The organism is Planktothrix sp. PLAVEN19ND, assembly GCF_057220675.1.
In genome coordinates this window covers 1546746-1564449 of record NZ_CM170132.1, presented here as the reverse complement: position 1 = coordinate 1564449, position 17704 = coordinate 1546746, and the positions used below count along the sequence as shown (strand labels likewise).

At 38.9% G+C, this 17704-nt stretch carries 15 protein-coding genes; 7 read left to right on the top strand and 8 right to left on the bottom strand.

Annotation, left to right across the window (positions count from 1 at the left end; all coding sequences use genetic code 11):
* Positions 1–40 precede the first annotated feature (40 nt).
* Together AC2D3N_RS06625 and sat are read right to left on the bottom strand one after the other, a co-directional pair.
* Positions 41–2326 (bottom strand): caspase family protein, encoded by a 2286-nt coding sequence (locus AC2D3N_RS06625; protein WP_484693150.1) that lies wholly within the window; start codon positions 2324–2326, stop codon positions 41–43.
* A gap of 165 nt (positions 2327–2491) precedes the next feature.
* Complete coding sequence (gene sat, locus AC2D3N_RS06620; protein ID WP_484693149.1) at positions 2492–3667, bottom strand: sulfate adenylyltransferase; 1176 nt, start codon at positions 3665–3667, stop codon at positions 2492–2494.
* Positions 3668–4232: 565 nt separating this feature from the next.
* Between sat and AC2D3N_RS06615 the strand changes: the two genes are divergently transcribed.
* Both AC2D3N_RS06615 and AC2D3N_RS06610 read left to right on the top strand, forming a co-directional pair.
* Entirely contained in the window at positions 4233–7400 is a 3168-nt protein-coding gene (locus AC2D3N_RS06615; RefSeq protein WP_484693148.1) for a DEAD/DEAH box helicase, read from the top strand.
* A gap of 36 nt (positions 7401–7436) precedes the next feature.
* Positions 7437–8276, top strand: a complete 840-nt coding sequence (locus AC2D3N_RS06610; RefSeq protein WP_484693147.1) for an SWIM zinc finger family protein — start codon at positions 7437–7439, stop codon at positions 8274–8276.
* An 18-nt stretch (positions 8277–8294) separates the two neighbouring features.
* Here AC2D3N_RS06610 and AC2D3N_RS06605 read toward each other — a convergent pair whose 3' ends face one another.
* Positions 8295–8423, bottom strand: a complete 129-nt coding sequence (locus AC2D3N_RS06605) for an element excision factor XisI family protein (RefSeq protein ID WP_484693737.1) — start codon at positions 8421–8423, stop codon at positions 8295–8297.
* A 32-nt stretch (positions 8424–8455) separates the two neighbouring features.
* A complete protein-coding gene (locus AC2D3N_RS06600; protein ID WP_484693146.1) occupies positions 8456–8638 on the bottom strand; it encodes an element excision factor XisI family protein in 183 nt (60 codons plus the stop codon).
* A 549-nt stretch (positions 8639–9187) separates the two neighbouring features.
* Between AC2D3N_RS06600 and AC2D3N_RS06595 the strand changes: the two genes are divergently transcribed.
* Together AC2D3N_RS06595 and AC2D3N_RS06590 are read left to right on the top strand one after the other, a co-directional pair.
* On the top strand, positions 9188–9388 hold the full coding sequence (locus tag AC2D3N_RS06595; protein WP_484693145.1) for a hypothetical protein: 201 nt from the start codon (positions 9188–9190) through the stop codon (positions 9386–9388).
* Positions 9388–9648, top strand: coding sequence for a ParE family toxin-like protein (locus tag AC2D3N_RS06590; protein WP_484693144.1), 261 nt, complete (start codon positions 9388–9390; stop codon positions 9646–9648). Before AC2D3N_RS06595 ends, AC2D3N_RS06590 begins: the two co-directional genes overlap by 1 nt.
* Before the next feature lie 95 nt (positions 9649–9743).
* Here the strand turns inward: AC2D3N_RS06590 and AC2D3N_RS06585 are convergent, their stop codons facing one another.
* The 3 genes from AC2D3N_RS06585 to AC2D3N_RS06575 form a co-directional block, all read right to left on the bottom strand.
* On the bottom strand, positions 9744–11717 hold the full coding sequence (locus AC2D3N_RS06585; RefSeq protein WP_484693143.1) for a protein kinase domain-containing protein: 1974 nt from the start codon (positions 11715–11717) through the stop codon (positions 9744–9746).
* Positions 11708–12949, bottom strand: coding sequence for an RNA-guided endonuclease InsQ/TnpB family protein (locus AC2D3N_RS06580; RefSeq protein WP_079679464.1), 1242 nt, complete (start codon positions 12947–12949; stop codon positions 11708–11710). The genes AC2D3N_RS06585 and AC2D3N_RS06580 overlap by 10 nt, the downstream gene beginning before the upstream one ends.
* A 375-nt stretch (positions 12950–13324) precedes the next feature.
* Complete coding sequence (locus AC2D3N_RS06575; RefSeq protein ID WP_079679465.1) at positions 13325–13726, bottom strand: AbrB family transcriptional regulator; 402 nt, start codon at positions 13724–13726, stop codon at positions 13325–13327.
* 468 nt (positions 13727–14194) lie between these two features.
* On the opposite strand from AC2D3N_RS06575, the gene AC2D3N_RS06570 reads away from it, so the two are divergent.
* The 3 genes from AC2D3N_RS06570 to pyrR all read left to right on the top strand — a co-directional run bounded on the left by AC2D3N_RS06570 (position 14195) and on the right by pyrR (position 16287).
* Entirely contained in the window at positions 14195–14638 is a 444-nt protein-coding gene (locus AC2D3N_RS06570) for an Rrf2 family transcriptional regulator (protein WP_079679466.1), read from the top strand.
* 63 nt (positions 14639–14701) lie between these two features.
* A complete protein-coding gene (cbiB, locus tag AC2D3N_RS06565; RefSeq protein WP_079679468.1) occupies positions 14702–15700 on the top strand; it encodes an adenosylcobinamide-phosphate synthase CbiB in 999 nt (332 codons plus the stop codon).
* Between the two features lie 47 nt (positions 15701–15747).
* Positions 15748–16287 carry a bifunctional pyr operon transcriptional regulator/uracil phosphoribosyltransferase PyrR gene (gene pyrR, locus AC2D3N_RS06560; protein WP_079679470.1) on the top strand — a complete coding sequence of 180 codons (540 nt, stop codon included), beginning with the start codon at positions 15748–15750 and terminating at the stop codon, positions 16285–16287.
* 84 nt (positions 16288–16371) lie between these two features.
* On the opposite strand, the gene AC2D3N_RS06555 is transcribed toward pyrR, so the two are convergent.
* Positions 16372–17700: an adenylate/guanylate cyclase domain-containing protein gene (locus AC2D3N_RS06555; protein ID WP_079679472.1), complete on the bottom strand. Its 1329-nt coding sequence runs from the start codon at positions 17698–17700 to the stop codon at positions 16372–16374.
* Positions 17701–17704: the final 4 nt, after the last annotated feature.

Genomic DNA, 17704 nt, shown 5'->3' with positions numbered 1-17704 from the left:
GGATAATTTCAACGCTAATTCACATAATTTTTTGTTAATTCTATCCCACAACTCGATAAACAAAATTAAACGTCGCCCAACTATTAATATCGAGGGCTAAATCATCAGTGATAATCCCCATTTTTTCTAAGGTTGGTTGACTACCTCTATTCAAATCTTGTAAAATTGCATCCGCAATATTCAAAGGATTAGAAACTCGATTAAATTTTAAAATACCTTCATTCTTATTAACATTTCTATCTGAAATTTCTAATGTTTCTAAGAAGGGATTATGACTTAAAATAACGTGGGTTTCTACTAATCCGGTTGACCCTTTGACCATTTCTCCTATCATTTCTGTAGAAGAATTTCCACTATAAATGTTAGCGGTCGGTAAACTCAAGGATTTGCCGGGTGCAATTTGTTGTTGTTGGGGGTCAAAACCTGAATTAAAAATATAAGTTTCTCCTTCACTATTCATAGAAAATACTAGGAAATAAACGGGAAATTCCCCTTGATTTTGGAGTTGATATTGTAAACGACTTCCTAGAGTTAAGGTGACAATGCCGATATTTTCTGAAGCGGTAATCGTGGGTTTATTTAAACTAGACTGAGAATTAATATTATTAGTATTTTCTCGATTGATAGTATTAAAAACTCCTGTGGTTTTTCGTTTAATTAAAACTTGAGATTGGGGGGCTAATAAATTTAAAGACGCTCTCACTTTTAAAGATGAGGAACGTTCATTTTCTGTTGATCTTAATAACTTAATTGCTAAACGGGTTTTCAGTTGAGAAATTAACCTATTCACCGCCACTTTTACCGCTTCTCCTCCTTCGCCAACGGTATCGGGAAGTAAGACTAAACCCTTAGAAAATAACCCATATCTGCCCTGAAATAAAGGTGATAAAGGTGGGTTCAATGCTTGAGCAATAGTGGTATCGGTAACGCGACTAAGGACATAATCCGCAGGTTGATCACCTGCTACAATAGTCATCCGAGGAGAATCGGAAAACGCGCTGGTTGCATCGACCCGTTCAATGCGAGATAATTTCGGATCTAAGGCGATTTTTAAATCAATTTTTCGAGGTAAAATCCGAATTGATTCTTGCACTTTTTGTCCAATTCCTAACCCCGAAAATGACGTTAAATTATTGTTTTTTATTTGGGTTTTGGCATTTAATCCTGTACGAGAACGCAGTTGTAAATAGATAGGATTTTCTAAAGAATCAGACTCTGGTATAATCGTTAATACACTATTTAAACTATAGGAATCTAACACAAAAGCTGGCAGACCAGTTAATAAAATTTTGGCTATTTTGCCGTTATCTTCAACTCCGGTAATTACACCATCAACCGGAGGATAATTAACTAATAAATTCCCTAAAGAAAATTCTGATTCAGTTTTAGGATTAGACCCGGTTAATGTGCGGCGTAGTTGGGGTTGTTGACATGATCCCACAATTTGTTCTACTTCTCCCGCCACTCGACGGATTTGAGCAGATAAATTCCGGGGTGAACTTGCCCCCCAGAGGGTTTGGGTTAAGATGTAAGTGAATAATCCCGCATTAAAGCCGTCCCATCGACCTTCTGTAGAGATTTGGGAAGGTTTGGATGCGGATAAAACTATCCCTGGTAAACCAGGTTTTCGTTTTTCTAATTCTTGACGGGAAATACCTAAACTAGATAATAGTTGATTTTGTAAATCTAATTCTGCGGGATTAATTTCCACAGTTGTGGGACTGGGAATAGCGCGAATTTTTAGAGTCCCTTGTTGATGATATCCTGGATAAATAAAGCTTGTATCTAAAATATTAATTATATTAGAAGTTTTTAGCGATCGCAATAACAACCACAAGGTATCCTCTAAAATATCATTAATAGCTTCCGGTTCTGATAATGCCACATCAACAGGAAGGTAAGAATATTTAATTTGAGATTGATGATCAACCGAATTATCCCAGGGAATACAACTGCCATAACCACTAAAGTGAAACAGCACTAAATCCTCGGTTTTAGCCTGTTCAATTAAATGGGAAATAAATCCCGATTCAATTTGATTTCTAGTAGCTGTTTCGTTGGTTAAAGTTAAAATATCATCGGGTTGAAAACCGAATTTATAAATTAACAAATTCCGTTGTAATTCCACATCCGTTAAACAGCCTTGCAACGGTTCTTCAATGCGATTTGCAGTTGGATATTGATTAATTCCAACTAATAGGGCTAACTTCCGTCGGGTTGGCTGTGCCAAGGCTTGATAAGAACGATAATACAGTCTTTCATTAATCCCCAGCGCCGCCAGAAGTAAGCCAGCCCGTTGTAAAAATTCCCGTCGTTTTAGTCCCATTACCAAAAATCAGTGATCAGTGATCAGTTATCAGTTATCAGTGGTTAGACTTGCCACGGCTCGTCTATAACCCTTATCAGTGATCAGGTTAGAATTGAAAAACAGCTAATAAACTATTAACTATTATATTAACTCTGACACTGATAACTGATTACCAATAACTGATTACTGATTATTCGTTTTCATGGCTTTAATCAATTCGTTAGCAACTTCCGGGCGGGAAAATTCCGGGGGTGGAAGTTCTCCCCTGCGGAGTAATTCTCTTACCTTAGTTCCCGATAAATGAACTCGCTGTTCTGGTGAACTGGGACTGGTTTTGCTGGTTGCCATTCCTTCGGTCACCTTACAGTAAAAAGCGTGTTCAAACATCATCGGAGTAATACCTAATTCCCCTGGTTCAAACTCATCGAAAATATATTGAGCATCGTAGGTGCCATAATAATCACCTACCCCGGCATGATCTCGACCCACAATAAAATGAGTACAGCCATAATTTTTCCGCACCAGCGCATGAAAAATTGCTTCCCGGGGGCCAGCATAACGCATGGCGGCGGGATTAATTGCTAAAATCACCCGTTGTTTAGGATAGTAATGATCAATCAAAATTTCATAGCAGCGCATCCGCACATCCGCCGGAATATCATCGGATTTTGTTGCTCCAACTAAGGGATGCAAAAACAAGCCATCAACGGTTTCTAAAGCACATTTTTGAATATACTCATGGGCGCGATGGATGGGATTTCGGGTTTGAAATCCGACAATAGTTTTCCAGCCTTTTTCTCGAAACATCGCCCGTGATTCTGCGGGGTCAATTTGATATTTCGGGAAGTAGGGATGGGACTGACGCTCTAATAACCACACCGGGCCAGCGAGATTAATTCCCCCTTGATCATAAACCACCTTCACCCCAGGATGTTTTTCGTCCGTGGTGCGATAAACCTTCAGGGCTTCAGTTTCCTTGTCGTAGGAATATTTTTCGGTCAGTTCCAAAACCCCAACAAACTCACCCGTGGGGGAATCTAAACGCACCAAACCCCCTTCTTTCAGGGTTGAGGCGACTTCCTCCGATACGGACAAAGTAATCGGAATTGACCAAGGTAAACCATTGCTCAGGTGCATTTGGTCAACAACGGTTTTATAGTCCGCCTGTTCCATAAACCCAGTTAGGGGACTAAAACCCCCAATGGCGATTAATTCTAAATCAGAAAGCGATCGCTCATCCAACTGAACTCGGGGTAAATATTCCCCTTTGCCCAAAAATTCCTGCCGTTGGTCAGGAGTTGCGATACGATTAATCAGATGTCCACCGTGGGGAGCAATGGCGTCTAGTGATTGACTCAAGGATACCTCTCTGCTGCTAACTACAAAAATAACAATTATTTAATCTTCTGAATTTTTCTATCCTACTAGGATTTGTGCACAAAAAACCTAGGGGTTTAGTCTCCAGACCCAACCGAAACAAGAACAGCCACCCTCAAGCTAGGTCACGGGTATAGTAGGGAATCGGCAACCTTGGATCGGGCAACACCAGAAACAAGAGTTCACTCTCTAGGTTTGAGTGTAGGATTGTTGTAATACGAAATCCCCCAAAAATACCACAGCAATAGTTCAGGACTTACGCACCCAACCAAAGAAACCGGGTTTTTTACAGTTTAAATGCACAACATATAACGCTAAACCTGGTTCTAAACTAGCCGTAATACTTTAAAACATTTGTAATGTCTACGGTGTTTACATTGAGATTTGACTTTCATCTATTGAAGACTGATTTAAATCATTTGTAGCTACATATTCCGTTCTGTTGGCAGAAACAGTCACCCGAAATAGTTTGACCTTTAACAAGTTCGGTGTACCGTAGTTCACCAACCCGATATAAAATATAAGCAAATTAAAATAACATCCCCCTATGAAAATCCTGCACGGAACCTGGATTCCTGAAACCACAGGTGATTTCATCGAACAAGGTGCATTTTACCTTTGGGTTGAAACTTCGACCCGCAAAACAAAGTCAAACCTGGACACACTCCATCCCCAACATCTGAAAGCATCGAGTTTAGAAGCATTTGTGCAAAATGAAATAGGGATTTCTGAAGCTTATTCGCGTTTAATCTCGAATCGGATTTCCCTCAAATACTTTGCCCTGCCAACTTTTAATCAGCAACCGCTTCCTTCCCCAGAATTAGCAAAATACTTAGAAACTGACCTGAGCTTAGAATTTGAAGAATTTGCTACATGGGAAATTACAACTTATCAATTGGCATCTAGTCGGAATACATTTAATTCCCTCAACACAATTATAAAACTTCTTAAAGAGATTCACTTCTTCGCTCAACAAAAACCCTCAGAAATGAGCCTCGGTTCTGACCTGTTTTTTTGGTATCACTATACCCAATTATTTAAACAAATTCTTTACAAAGATCAATATATACCCGCTCTTAAATATCGTCAGCTTGCTGCTGCTAAAACCAAAGGCAAACGTGCAACTCAAACTCCGTTATTTGAAATTTATTCCGGCTGGGAAATTATATCAGAACAATATCAATCCTTAATCACTCAATCTATCAACTCAATGCCTTTAGCCTGTGTATCGGGTTCTCTGGTTTCTCAAAATCCGATTAAATTTTATAACCCAGAAACCTTACTGCGACACTTTTCTGAATCCTTACTGCATCAAATTGTCACCCATACTCCTTTAACAGCTAAGTTTAATCAACAAATTGCTGATACATTAGTGCATCATTGTATTCATCCAAATCCCCAAAATCCCAGAACCAGTCCGGCAGATTTGAAAGAATATCAACAATGGTTAGTGTGGAAAGAAAAACTCACCCACAGCCAAACCGCAGCCGCCTTTGACCTGTGCTTTCAACTCCAAGAAGCCACTCACGAACAAGATAATTGGCTGATTCATTTTTCAGTTTCCTCGAAACAAGACCCGTCCTTTAAGCTGTTGTTAAAAGATTACTGGCAACAAACTCAAAAAAAGAAAAAAGAACTGTATAATTATTTAGGAAAGGATTTTGAGAAATACCTGTTACTTAATTTAGGATATGCCGCCAGAATGTATCCTAAACTTTGGCAGGGATTAGAAACAGATCAACCAGTTGGATTAGAATTAAATCTGATTGAAGTCTTTGAATTTCTCAAAGAAAGTGCCTGGATACTAGAAGATTCAGGATATAAAGTCATCATTCCCGCTTGGTGGACACCCCAAGGTCGTCAGCGCGCTAAAATTCGTTTAAAAACGTCCTCTCGTTCTTCAGGACAAGCCTCGGCGAGTCAAGGATTTTTTAATTTAGATACATTAATTCAATATCAATATTCCCTATCCATTGGCGGTGAAGTTGTTACACCCAAAGAATGGGAACAACTCGTTAATGCTAAAACACCTCTGATTCAATTTCGGGGTCAGTGGATGGAATTAGACCAACAGAAAATGCAGCAAATGTTGGAATTTTGGCAAAAACACACAGAAGAACAACCGGAAATCAAGCTGTTAGATTTCGTGAAAATGTCGGCTTCCTTAGAAGATGAATTAGAAATCGAACATGACTCAGTAATATCTGATTTGATGGGGAAATTGCAAGATAAAAGTCAACTTACGATGGTGGGTGATATTCCCCAATTGCAAGGAACGTTAAGGGATTATCAAAAACGGGGAGTATCCTGGTTACAATACTTAGAAAATTTAGGGTTGAATGGCTGTTTAGCGGATGATATGGGATTAGGAAAATCCGTTCAGGTGATTGCTCGATTAGTTCAGGAAAAAGAAACAATAGATTCTACTTTACCCACGTTATTAATTGCCCCGACTTCAGTGATTGGCAATTGGCAAAAAGAGATTGAAAAGTTTGCACCCCATTTGCAAGCCATTATACATCATGGTAGCGGTCGAATTCAAGAGCTAGAAGCCTTTAAATCGACTTGTCTTAACTGTGATGTTGTGATCACGTCTTTTACCTTAGTTCGTCAAGATGAAAAATTATTCAATCATTTTGAATGGCGACGAATTGTTGTTGATGAAGCTCAAAATATTAAAAATCCCAAAACTGCCCAAACTCGTGCAATATTAAAACTTTCGGCTCAATATCGATTAGCTTTAACGGGAACTCCCGTTGAAAATCGTCTCCTAGATCTATGGTCAATCTTTAATTTTTTGAATCCCGGTTATTTGGGAAAAGAAGCTCAATTTCGCAAATCCTTTGAAATTCCTATTCAAAAGGATAATGACCGGATGAAATCTGCAACTTTAAAGAAATTGGTAGAGCCGTTAATTTTGAGACGAGTTAAGACTGATCCGTTAATTATTAATGATTTACCCGATAAAGTTGAGCAAAAAGTGTATTGTAACTTAACCAAAGAACAAGCGTCTCTGTATGAAGCGTTAGTAAAAGATGTGGCTGAAAAAATTAATGAAGTTGAAGGGATTAAGCGAAGAGGATTAATTTTATCAACACTAATGAAATTAAAACAAATTTGTAACCATCCGGCTCAATTTTTACAGGATGGAAGTGAATTTTCGGCGGCGCGATCGCAGAAATTACAACGATTAGCAGATATGGCAGAAGAAGCTATTTCAGAAGGAGAAAGTTTATTAGTCTTTAGCCAGTTTAAAGACGTTTGTGATGGTTTAGAACGACATTTTAAACATCATTATCATTATAATACCTATTATATTCATGGGGGTACAAATCGCACGAAACGCGAACAAATGATTACTCAATTCCAAAACCCCGAAACAGAACCTTCTGTCTTTATTCTGTCTTTGAAAGCGGGAGGTGTGGGAATTACTTTAACCAAAGCCAATCATGTATTTCACTTTGATCGCTGGTGGAATCCGGCGGTGGAAGATCAAGCAACGGATCGAGCTTTTCGGATTGGTCAAACAAAAAATGTATTTGTTCATAAATTTGTGGCTTTGGGAACTTTAGAAGAAAAAATTGACCAGATGATAGAAGATAAGAAAAAACTGTCTTCTCAAGTGGTTGGGAGTGATGAATCCTGGTTAACGGAATTAGATAATGAAGCGTTTAAACAGCTTATTCAATTGAATAAGGTCGCTTTATTGGAGTAGTTAATTTTGTCGTATTTAAAAGGAGTATGATCTATTATGGCTCAATTTAGTCGGACTTGGTGGGGAAAACAATTTATTGAAGCGTTAGAAGCGTTTAGTGACCCGGCACGTTTGGGTCGAGGACGTTCTTATGCAAGGAATGGTAAGATTCTTAAGTCGAGTATTGATCAGAATCGAATTACGGCAACGGTTAAAGGTTCAATTAATCCCTACTTTGGGGTTTATAAGGAACCTCGATATGATACGACTATTGAAATTACACCGATTAGTTCTAGTGATTGGTCGAAAGCGATTCAACATTTGTCTTCAAAAGCAAGTTTTGTATCTAAGTTATTAATGAATGAAGTTCCTGATAATATTGAGGATGTGTTTTCAGAGTTAGGTTTACATTTACTTCCCCAAAGCGAAAAAGATTTTAAAACGACTTGTTCTTGTCCAGATTGGTCAAATCCTTGTAAACATATTGCGGGGGTTTATTATTTAGTAGCATCCCAATTAGATGATGATCCTTTTTTGCTTTTTCAATTGAGGGGTTTATCTAAAGATGTCCTCAAAGCGGAGTTATCTCAATCTCCTTTAGGGAAGATTTTATCTCAAGAATTAACAACCCAGGAAATTTCTGTACAACCCTCAATATCTTTCTATACAACTATCGAAACAGAAGGCGTACCAGAGAAAATGAGTGCGCGAGAGTTTTGGTTAGGAAGCCATCGACTTCCTCAAGTTGTTGAAGAACCCTCTTCTGTGAGTTTACCTGCTATTTTAATTAAAAAACAAGGAGATTTTCCGGCTTTTTGGAAGAAAGAACATTCTTTTATTCAGGTTATGGAGGAGTTTTATGAACGAGTTAAAACTAAAAATAAGAACTTGATTTAGCTTAGAAACGAAAAACTTTTAGCCCACAGCATAGTCGCTCATTTCCCGCATGAAAGGAGGATAAAAACCTAACACAATATCTTGTTTTGGTACGCCCAAATCGACTAAATCTGCCGCAATATCATGTTCCGTTGAATTGTAAAAAATCCAGATTTTTTCATTGCGAATATTCAGATGTATTATACAATCTTCCAGCGTTTATGCTGCCAACCTAGATGCACAATTTGATAATGATTTCGCTGCGTATCAAAAATAGTCTCCACCTCAAAATCCCCATAAGCGGGCTTAAATTCTGCGTAACCCATCAACAATTGCTGCACAATTTGCTGATAATTCGTTAATTTATCCGTTACTCCTTCCATCGTGAAATTTGCTCCAATTCAATATCGTAAACCATTATTTTTACGGAATTTTCTTGCAGCATTGAGGCGGGAAAATCAAGTTGAAAGAAGCTGTTATAGACAGGACTCATTAGTACGCTATATGTAGCGTACTAATGATTTAGCGATGCCGACAGGCGGCGGTACTGCCATCGCCACAGCATTTGGTATTTTAAATTTAATTATGACCACCTACTTAGGACATTCTTGAAAGCTAAAAGCTGCTCACAGTAAGTATTTACCTATTGCCCATTGCCTATTCCCTATTGCCTCTTGCTATATTATCATTGGTATGCGATCGCCTACTTTTGACACGCTATATATAGCCTGCTTGCGTAAGTTCTGTATAGTGAGCTTGCTAAATCCTCCGTGAGGACACTACCCTAAAATTCTATGTGGGATAATGGAAAAAGATGTCCTAAAATTAACGCGGAGAAAGTATTCAATGAAGATCCTTTTGAAAAACTTCCACCTGGTCTTCAGTTCAGGTGAAGCTATAATTTTCTTAAGGGCACAGAGGTACAATTGGCTATGTCAAATCTTGAGCAAATTGAAACAGCAATTCTTTCATTGCCATCCAGTGAGTTTGAGCAGTTAAGGTTGTGGTTCCTTGATTTAGACTACGAACGCTGGGATAAACAGATAGAGCAAGATATTGAAGACGGTAAATTAGAGACACTTGCTCAGGAAGCGCTCGCTGAGTTTGAGGCGGGTCATTGCCGAGAAATTTGATGCACTATACAACCCGGAAGTTTTGGCAATACTACGACACATTATCTGAAAGTGTTCAACGAACGGCAGATGAGTGTTACGAGTTGCTTAAAGTTGACCCCGCCCATCCATCTTTGCATTTCAAGAAGTTGGGCAAGAAGTATTGGTCAGTTCGGGCAGGGTTAAGTTATCGAGCTTTGGGTGTTGAAGTCGAGAATGGTATTTCTTGGTTCTGGATTGGAACCCATGCAGAATATGACAAGTTGATTGGCAAGTTATAGCATGGCATAACTATTCAAATGCGGCGGACAGCCCAACAATAAGTTAGTTATTAAGGACAATTGCCATACCCTAGTAGTGAGCCCTTCACGCCTCTTTAGGATGCGCTTAAGCGCAACAACGGACGCCATATTTTAATTGTTCCATCTTGACTCCCGCTAACTATTGTTTGATTATCGGGACTAATGGCAATGGAATAAATAATACCCCTATGTCCGGTTAATGTACAAATTTCTTCTCCTGTTTCTATTTCCCATAGTTTAATGGTTTGGTCTTCACTTCCACTGACTAATATTTTATTATCTGAAGTAATAGCAACAGAATGTACACTTCCTGTATGTCCTTCTAATGTTTTAATTAGATTTCCCGTTGCAGGCTGCCAAATTTTAATCGTATTATCTTCACTTCCACTTGCTAATATTTGATTATCGGGACTAAAGGCAAGAGAGAAAAAATTATAAGAACTTTCAGGAATTTCAAGCTCACGAAGGGTTTTACCCGTATCTATATAAGCAATCATAATACTGCCTTTCGGGTTTTCATAGGCAAAGCAAGGACTACCAGAGGCAAAAGTTATTGCATTAATTTTTACGTTGCTTGGATTATTGTGTTGTGGAGTCTCGATACATTGATTAGTATCTATATTATCAAGTATAACCGAAATATCAGTTGTATTTCTAGTATAAATTAAAGGACTAGCAACAATATTTTTGTTTGGATGAATAGCTATACAATTAACCCCATACTTCAAGGTTCTAATAATAGATATTTGTTCTCCTGTTTCTAAATTCCATAATCGTACTGTTTTATCAGAACTTGCACTAACTATGATTTGACCATCATAACTAATTCCAATTCCTCTAACGGAGTCTCTATGCCCTATTAACGTTTTTTCTAATTCTCCTATTTCCAAATTCCAAATTTTAATGGTTTGGTCTTCGCTACAACTCACGATATTTTTACCATCAGGAGTAATAGCAACCCCATAAATTACCCAAGTATGACCAATTAATGTTTGAACACATTCCCACTTTTGAGCTTGATTTTTCAAAGGTAGTGCAAGCGTCTCGCTTGCTAATATTCCCAAATTATTATTGTCTAATATATCTAAATTATCACCTGCTAATACTTCCCCAAAATTAGATAAAGAATTGTTTAAATCCGTTAAAATATCCCTCGCTGACTGATAGCGTCGTTTAATGGCACTTTCAATCATTTTATCCAAAATCAACCCTAATTCCTCACTGACTGGATGTTTTAAATGTTCTCGCCAAACCCAAATACCCTCCTCATCATCAAATAAATCTATCGGTTCCACTTGGGTTAATAAATGCAGACAAGTCACCCCTAAACTATAAATATCACTGGCAAAAATACCCTTTCCCTTCGCCTGTTCGGGGGCAATATAATCAGAAGTGCCGATAATTGTTCCGGTGACGGTAAATGCGGTTTTTTGGGCAAATTTAGCCGAACCAAAATCCACTAAAACAAACTTTCCATTAGGGCGACGAATAATATTAGCGGGTTTAATATCTCTGTGAATTACATTTTTATCATGGATAAAATCTAATAGAGGAAGTAAACAGATTAAAAGATATTGAATCTGAGTTTGATTAAATCCTCCTTCCTGAACTAAAATTTTTGCTAAATTTTCCCCTTCGATGAATTCTTGGATTAAATATTGTTGTTGATTAATCGTAATATAAGCTAAAAGCTCAGGAATGTGAGGGTGTTTCCCTAATTCATCTAACCTAATAGCCTCCTGTGCAAATAATTCCGATGCTTTTTGCCAGGTATCAGCATCTTGAGATTGGGGAAAAAATTGTTTGATGACACAGCGCGGTTTAGACGGTTTATCCTCATCCACGGCTAAAAATGTTTTACCAAATCCCCCTTGTCCAATGATATCTATAGCTTGATATCGGTCTTTTAACCACAGTTGATTCCCACAGGTTAAACAAAATTGACTTTGAGCGGGATTATAGGGTTTAGCACATTGGGGATTCAAACAATAGGCCTTGACACTCTCACCGTTAGGCGGCTGTAACGGGAGATTCTTGCTTAATGACACTTAACTAGCTCAAACAGTGTTAACTGTTCAAACCCCGCCAGTACGTCTGACCCGATTAAGGGTACTTCACAAGCATTTTCACTCACGGTATGTCCTACCGCAATTAAGCCTCTATTTCTAATTACTTTGGCACTAGCTATGTCTCTTTGTTCTGTATGACCACAATACTGACAATTATGCACTCTTTCACTTAACTGCTTTTTGCCAGTATGTTTTCCACAATTAGGACATTCTTGAGATGTACCATTTTTATCTACTTTTAGATAAAATCCATCTCTTTTCCAGCAGACATAAGGTAACACCTGATTCATAAATCCACCTATCCCTGAGTCTAAAGATGGCTTTCTCACAATCCCACGACTCCAAGATGTGTAATTGATGTCCTCTATGAATATATTTTCTCCTAAGTCACACAGATTATGGGCTAGTTTAAAGTGCCAATTTTTCCTTGTATTAGATACTTTTTCATGTAATCTTCCGATTTTGTTTTGCAATTTTAACCAATTGTTTGACCCCTTATTTTTATGTTTTAAGCGTCTTTGTAGCGATTTCAGCTGACTCTGTGCCTTTAACAAAAACTTCGGTGCTTTGATTAATTCGCCTGTACTTGTTGCCAGAAATGATTCAATACCCGCATCTAGTCCTAAACTGGTCTTGCCTATTGGTATATCAGGACATACCTCTTGTGACTGAAACACAATTAGTAAATAATATCCACTCGCTTTTTTTACAATCCGAGCTTGCTTCGGCACAAAACCCGTGGGATATTCCCTTGATTGTCTAATCTTTAACCAGCCTAATTGGGGTAGTTTTACCTTGCCTATTGCTAAACAATTTTTTAACATAGCCGGAAAAACAAAACTACGCATTTTCTTTTTATATCGTGGAAAACCACGACCTTGAGATTTCATATCAGTAAAGGCTTTATCTAATGTTTTCAACGTTTGTTGTAACACTTGAGCATTAACTGACTTTAAATCCTGATTTTTTTGTTTGGCTATGGTTAAATTCTTGGCTTGTACATTGTAATTGGGGTAAGGCTGGTCAGCTGGTATAATGAACTCTGACACAAGCGAACAACTATTAATAGGTGATTTTCTACTGCGTAACCAGTGCTTACGTTCAGCCAAGGCGTAGTTATAAACAGATCGGCAGACATCTAAGATATGCTCTATCTCTAACTCTTGCCGTCTGTTTAAATCTAACCTGAACTGATAAGTAAGATTAATCACTGGCTTTCATGGATTTTTTTGTGACATTTATGTATTTATAATAAACTTACTAATTAATCATGTCAAGTAATTATCATAAAAATTGACTCAATATCAAGCTAATATGGTTTTGTTAGTATTAAGTATTCATCTTAACTACAACTTAAACGCTATGTGTAAAACTACTACTCTCCTAAAGAATAAGGTATGGCTTCGCCATGTTTCTATCTGTAATCGCCCCTTGATTATCTTTCTCTCTTTCTTTGTGTCTTAGTACCTTTGTGGTTATTTTAACACAACAATAGCTGGCAGTGACTCAAAAATAGCCATTGCCAGTCTAAAGTGTGTACATTCAAATTTAGTCTCAGGATTTAGTTAAAAACAATATCCCTGGGATTATTCTTCGTCGTCTCCAGCTTCAACTTGTTTGAGGTGAATATGCTTACGTCCGAGGGAAATTTCAAACTCATCACCAGCCGTTAAATCCATTTGTTTTGTATAGGCTGCACCAATCAACAAGTTTCCATTTGATTGCACACTAATTCTATAACTAGCGGAGCGTCCACCCCGGCCATTTCCTTGTTGTTTGCCATCTAACTCAATTCCCTCAGCATCAATTAGAGCATTGAGGAACTTCATCATATTGACGCGCTCAACACCATTCTTCGTCAGGGTGTAGTAACCACATTCTCTAGCCTTTTCTTCTTTGCTCAGATGTTCAAGTCCTTTGACTTTATCGAGTAAGGCTTCTCCGGTTAGAGGCTGAGGTTGGGGATCAGAACTTTTCTTTTTAACCATTAACTGTGCCTGTAAATGTTTTACAAAAGGTCTTGACTTTTATCGTGGGTGGGTGATAGATCACCCAGATTGTTTAGCTAGATCCTTGCTTGAGAAACTATATTACACTAATTAAGGAAATTATTCACCTATTTTTTAAATTTTTTATTAGATCTAATTCCGGTCAAGGAGTTGAGTGGAAGGGTGGGACATCCAACAACTCAGGATCGGGTTCAGCTATCAGCTTTTTAGCAATAGTATCAATCCCCATCCCATCAACTCTAACCACCTTTAAACCCAAAACTCACCTGTCCAGACTGATGAGAAGTTATCAACTCCAGACTAAACTCTTGAGGGGAGGATATTGCCGTGGTATGGGTGAGAGTTGTAGCGAATTCCGTTTAAGTATGCTCAACTTGGTAGAATTACCTCAAGACCATCTTTGTCCTTTGAAACTCCATTGCCAAGTTATCTATTTTATTACCCAGAATGAAGTTAACTACACGGGGACACTATAGCGTTAAAGCCTTGCTTGATCTATCCTTACAACGGGGGATAGGGCCGACTTCTGTGCAGGCGATCGCACGGCGCCAAAATATTCCTGCACCCTATCTGGAAAAACTCCTGATCGAGATGCGACGATCGGGGTTAGTTGAATCAGTTCGGGGTGCTCAAGGAGGCTATCAATTAGCCAAATCTCCAGCCCAAATCTCCCTGGGACAAATATTAGAAGCAGTGGGAGAAACTATTGAACCTTTACCCCGCCATCAAGCGGATATTGAACAAGCAGAAGACTGGGTAACTTTTACCCTATGGAATCGGTTACATCAAAAGCTGAAAGAAGCACTCTATGGGATTTCCCTCGAAGATCTCTATTATGATGCTCGCAGTTGGCAAGCCGCCCAGGGGGAAGAAACAAGTTTTGTGGTTTAGGGAATTTTGCACCACGGAAGTTGAGTTCAGGATTGATTGTCCTTTTCTATTTATCGATTTTCCATGACGGATTTTAATTCCCTGATCATTTTATTGATTGCTGCTGTCGGTGATTATCTGATTGGAGATCCCAAAAGTTGGTTACATCCGGTACAGGTGATGGGGTGGGTAATTACTTACTATACTCAAATTTTCTTTAAATACTTGAATCAACCGAGAATTTTGCGGGTGGCGGGGGTATTTCTGACCCTAATTGTGGTATTGGGGAGTGCCTTGACAGTGACGTTAATTAGAGATGGGGTACAGGTGCTAGTTGTCAAATTTTCGGGGCCTGAAATTTTGAGCATTGCAGTAGAAAGTATTCTCTTGGCCAGTTGTTTTGCGGGTCGCAGTTTAAGGGATTCCGCCGAGGATGTTCTCTATTGGATTGATCAAGGAGATTTAGTCACGGCTCGTCAACGATTAAGTCGTTATGTAGGTCGAGATACCGAAACCCTATCGGAGTCAGAAATCCTTAGAGCGGTTTTAGAAACCGTGACAGAAAATGCTACTGATGGTGTGATGGCTCCTTTATTTTATGCCTTAATTGGTGCGGTATTGCCGGGGGTCGGTAGTGTCCCTCTGACTTTTGCCTACAAAGCCGCTAGTACCCTCGATTCTATGGTGGGTTATCGAGAAGCACCTTATGGGGATATCGGATGGTTTAGTGCCAAATTAGAGGATATTTTAACCTGGCTTCCCTGTCGATTAACGGTGAGCATGATTGCCATATTATCAGGAAAACCTAGTTATGTTTTCAGCATTTGTCAACGGGATGCTGTTTTTGATCCGAGTCCCAATGCCGGATGGAGTGAATGTGCTTATGCTGCCGCTTTGGGGGTACAACTGGGGGGAGAAAATTCCTATCGGGGGGTGATTAAACAGAAACCTTTCTTGGGAGATCCCCAACAACCGATTACATCTACTACCATTAAAAAAGCATTGCAACTGACTCGATACAGTTTTTTAATTACGTTAGGATTATTTACAGGGGGATTTATCCTTTTGAACGGTGCGAACTAATCCCGAATATCTTAAAAAAACTCAAGATTGTTAATTTTTAATCTAAAATGACAAAAATTGTTGAAATTCTGTCTGCGGCTGAAATCCGGCGAACGCTCACCCGGATGGCTTCCCAAATTGTGGAAAAACATGGGGATTTAGATAATTTAGTCTTACTCGGAATCTACACCAGGGGGGTGCTGTTAGCGGAACTTTTGGCTCATCAAATTGAAGTCTTGGAACAGGTACGGGTTCCAGTGGGGGCGTTAGATATTACGTTTTATCGGGATGATTTAGACCAAGTGGGAATGCGAACCCCAGAAAAAACTAAAATTCCCTTTGACTTGACGGGGAAAACGGTGGTTGTGGTGGATGATGTGATTTATAAAGGTAGAACGATTCGGGCGGCTCTGAATGCGGTAATCGATTATGGACGTCCTGAAACTATTGGGTTAGCGGTTCTGGTGGATCGAGGTCATCGTCAACTGCCGATTCATCCTGATTTTACGGGTAAAAAACTCCCCACCGCCAAGGAAGAACAGGTGAAGGTCTATTTAGAAGATCTGGATGGACGGGATGCAGTCGAATTATTATCTCCGATTTCTTAGAAAAAATCTTTGAAAAAACCGTTGTTGCGCTTCAGCACTCTTAGTCAGGGCTTGAGCCGCAACAACAAACTTTTTTCAGGATGCTTAGGTTTGTTTTCCCTTTAATAAATAGGTGGTCATTTGTCCTTTACCTTTAACGTCAATGATTCCTCGCTTTTCAAGTCGATAGTTTTGTTTTAATACTAAGTAGGTGGTTTCTGTAACTTGAATTTCATCGGCAATTCCATGGGACTCCATTCGACTGGCAATATTAACCGTATCTCCCCATAAATCATAAATAAATTTCTTAATTCCAATGACTCCAGCCACAACTGGGCCAGTGGCAATCCCAATTCTAATATGAAAATTTTGTTGGGTTTTGAGATTGAATTCTCTCAAGGTTTTTTGCATATCTAATGCCATATTGGCGATCGCTTCTGCATAATCATCGTGGGGAATGGGTAAACCCGAAACCACCATATAAGAATCGCCGATAGTTTTAATTTTTTCTAACCCATGGAGTTCGGCTAAATGATCAAATTCAGAAAAGATTTGATTCAGTAAATCAACTAATTGCGGCGGATCAAAACGTCCTGAAAGTTCAGTAAAACCGACAATATCACCAAATAAAACCCCGGCATCGGTGAAACTATCAGCAATGGTACTGGGTTGCAGTTTTAACCGTTGGGCAATGGAATGGGGTAGAATATTTAGGAGTAAACTTTCTGAGCGTTCCTGTTCTTCTTTGACTTGAGTATAGGCTCGTTCTAGGGCTTTACGAGAATTAAATTCCGATCGAGCTAAACGGTCATACAAATACACCGAAAAATTACAAATTAAACAAATCCAAAACAGATAAAGAAATAGGAAATCGGCTGTCATCCAATCGGCGGGAAGCTCAACTTTTAGATTGAGTAAAATTTGACTTCCCTGATAATAAACAAACACCCCTAATTGCGAAATTAAATGCAACGGCCAATACACCGGAATTAAGGTGGCTTGGGAAAAAAACATCAGGGGCCATTCAATGATTGAAGCCCGGGCGACTCCACTTAAGGTTTCTCGAATTTGGGGGGTAATGGTCACCAACCAAGAAAATAGCAGAAACATTGAGGCTGGATGTTGATGACCCAGGGGAGTTCTCAGAATCAATAAACCGATAATTAAACCGCCCTCGACGACAATTTGTGTCGCTAACCAAGAGGGTTGAAAATGCTCAGGATTAAAGAAAAAGTTGTTGATTTCTGAAACACTAAAGGTAAAATAGGAAACCAGGGCTAGGCTAAACCCTAAATTTAAGCGTTTTTGAATGAAATGCTTTCGCCAACTATCATAAGTCGGAGCCTGAGATAAAACAAAACCGGAAGAAAAGATCTTCAATTTTGTGCGAATAAATGCACCAAGTTCTGATAGTCTTGATTCAGTTGTAGTCATGGGT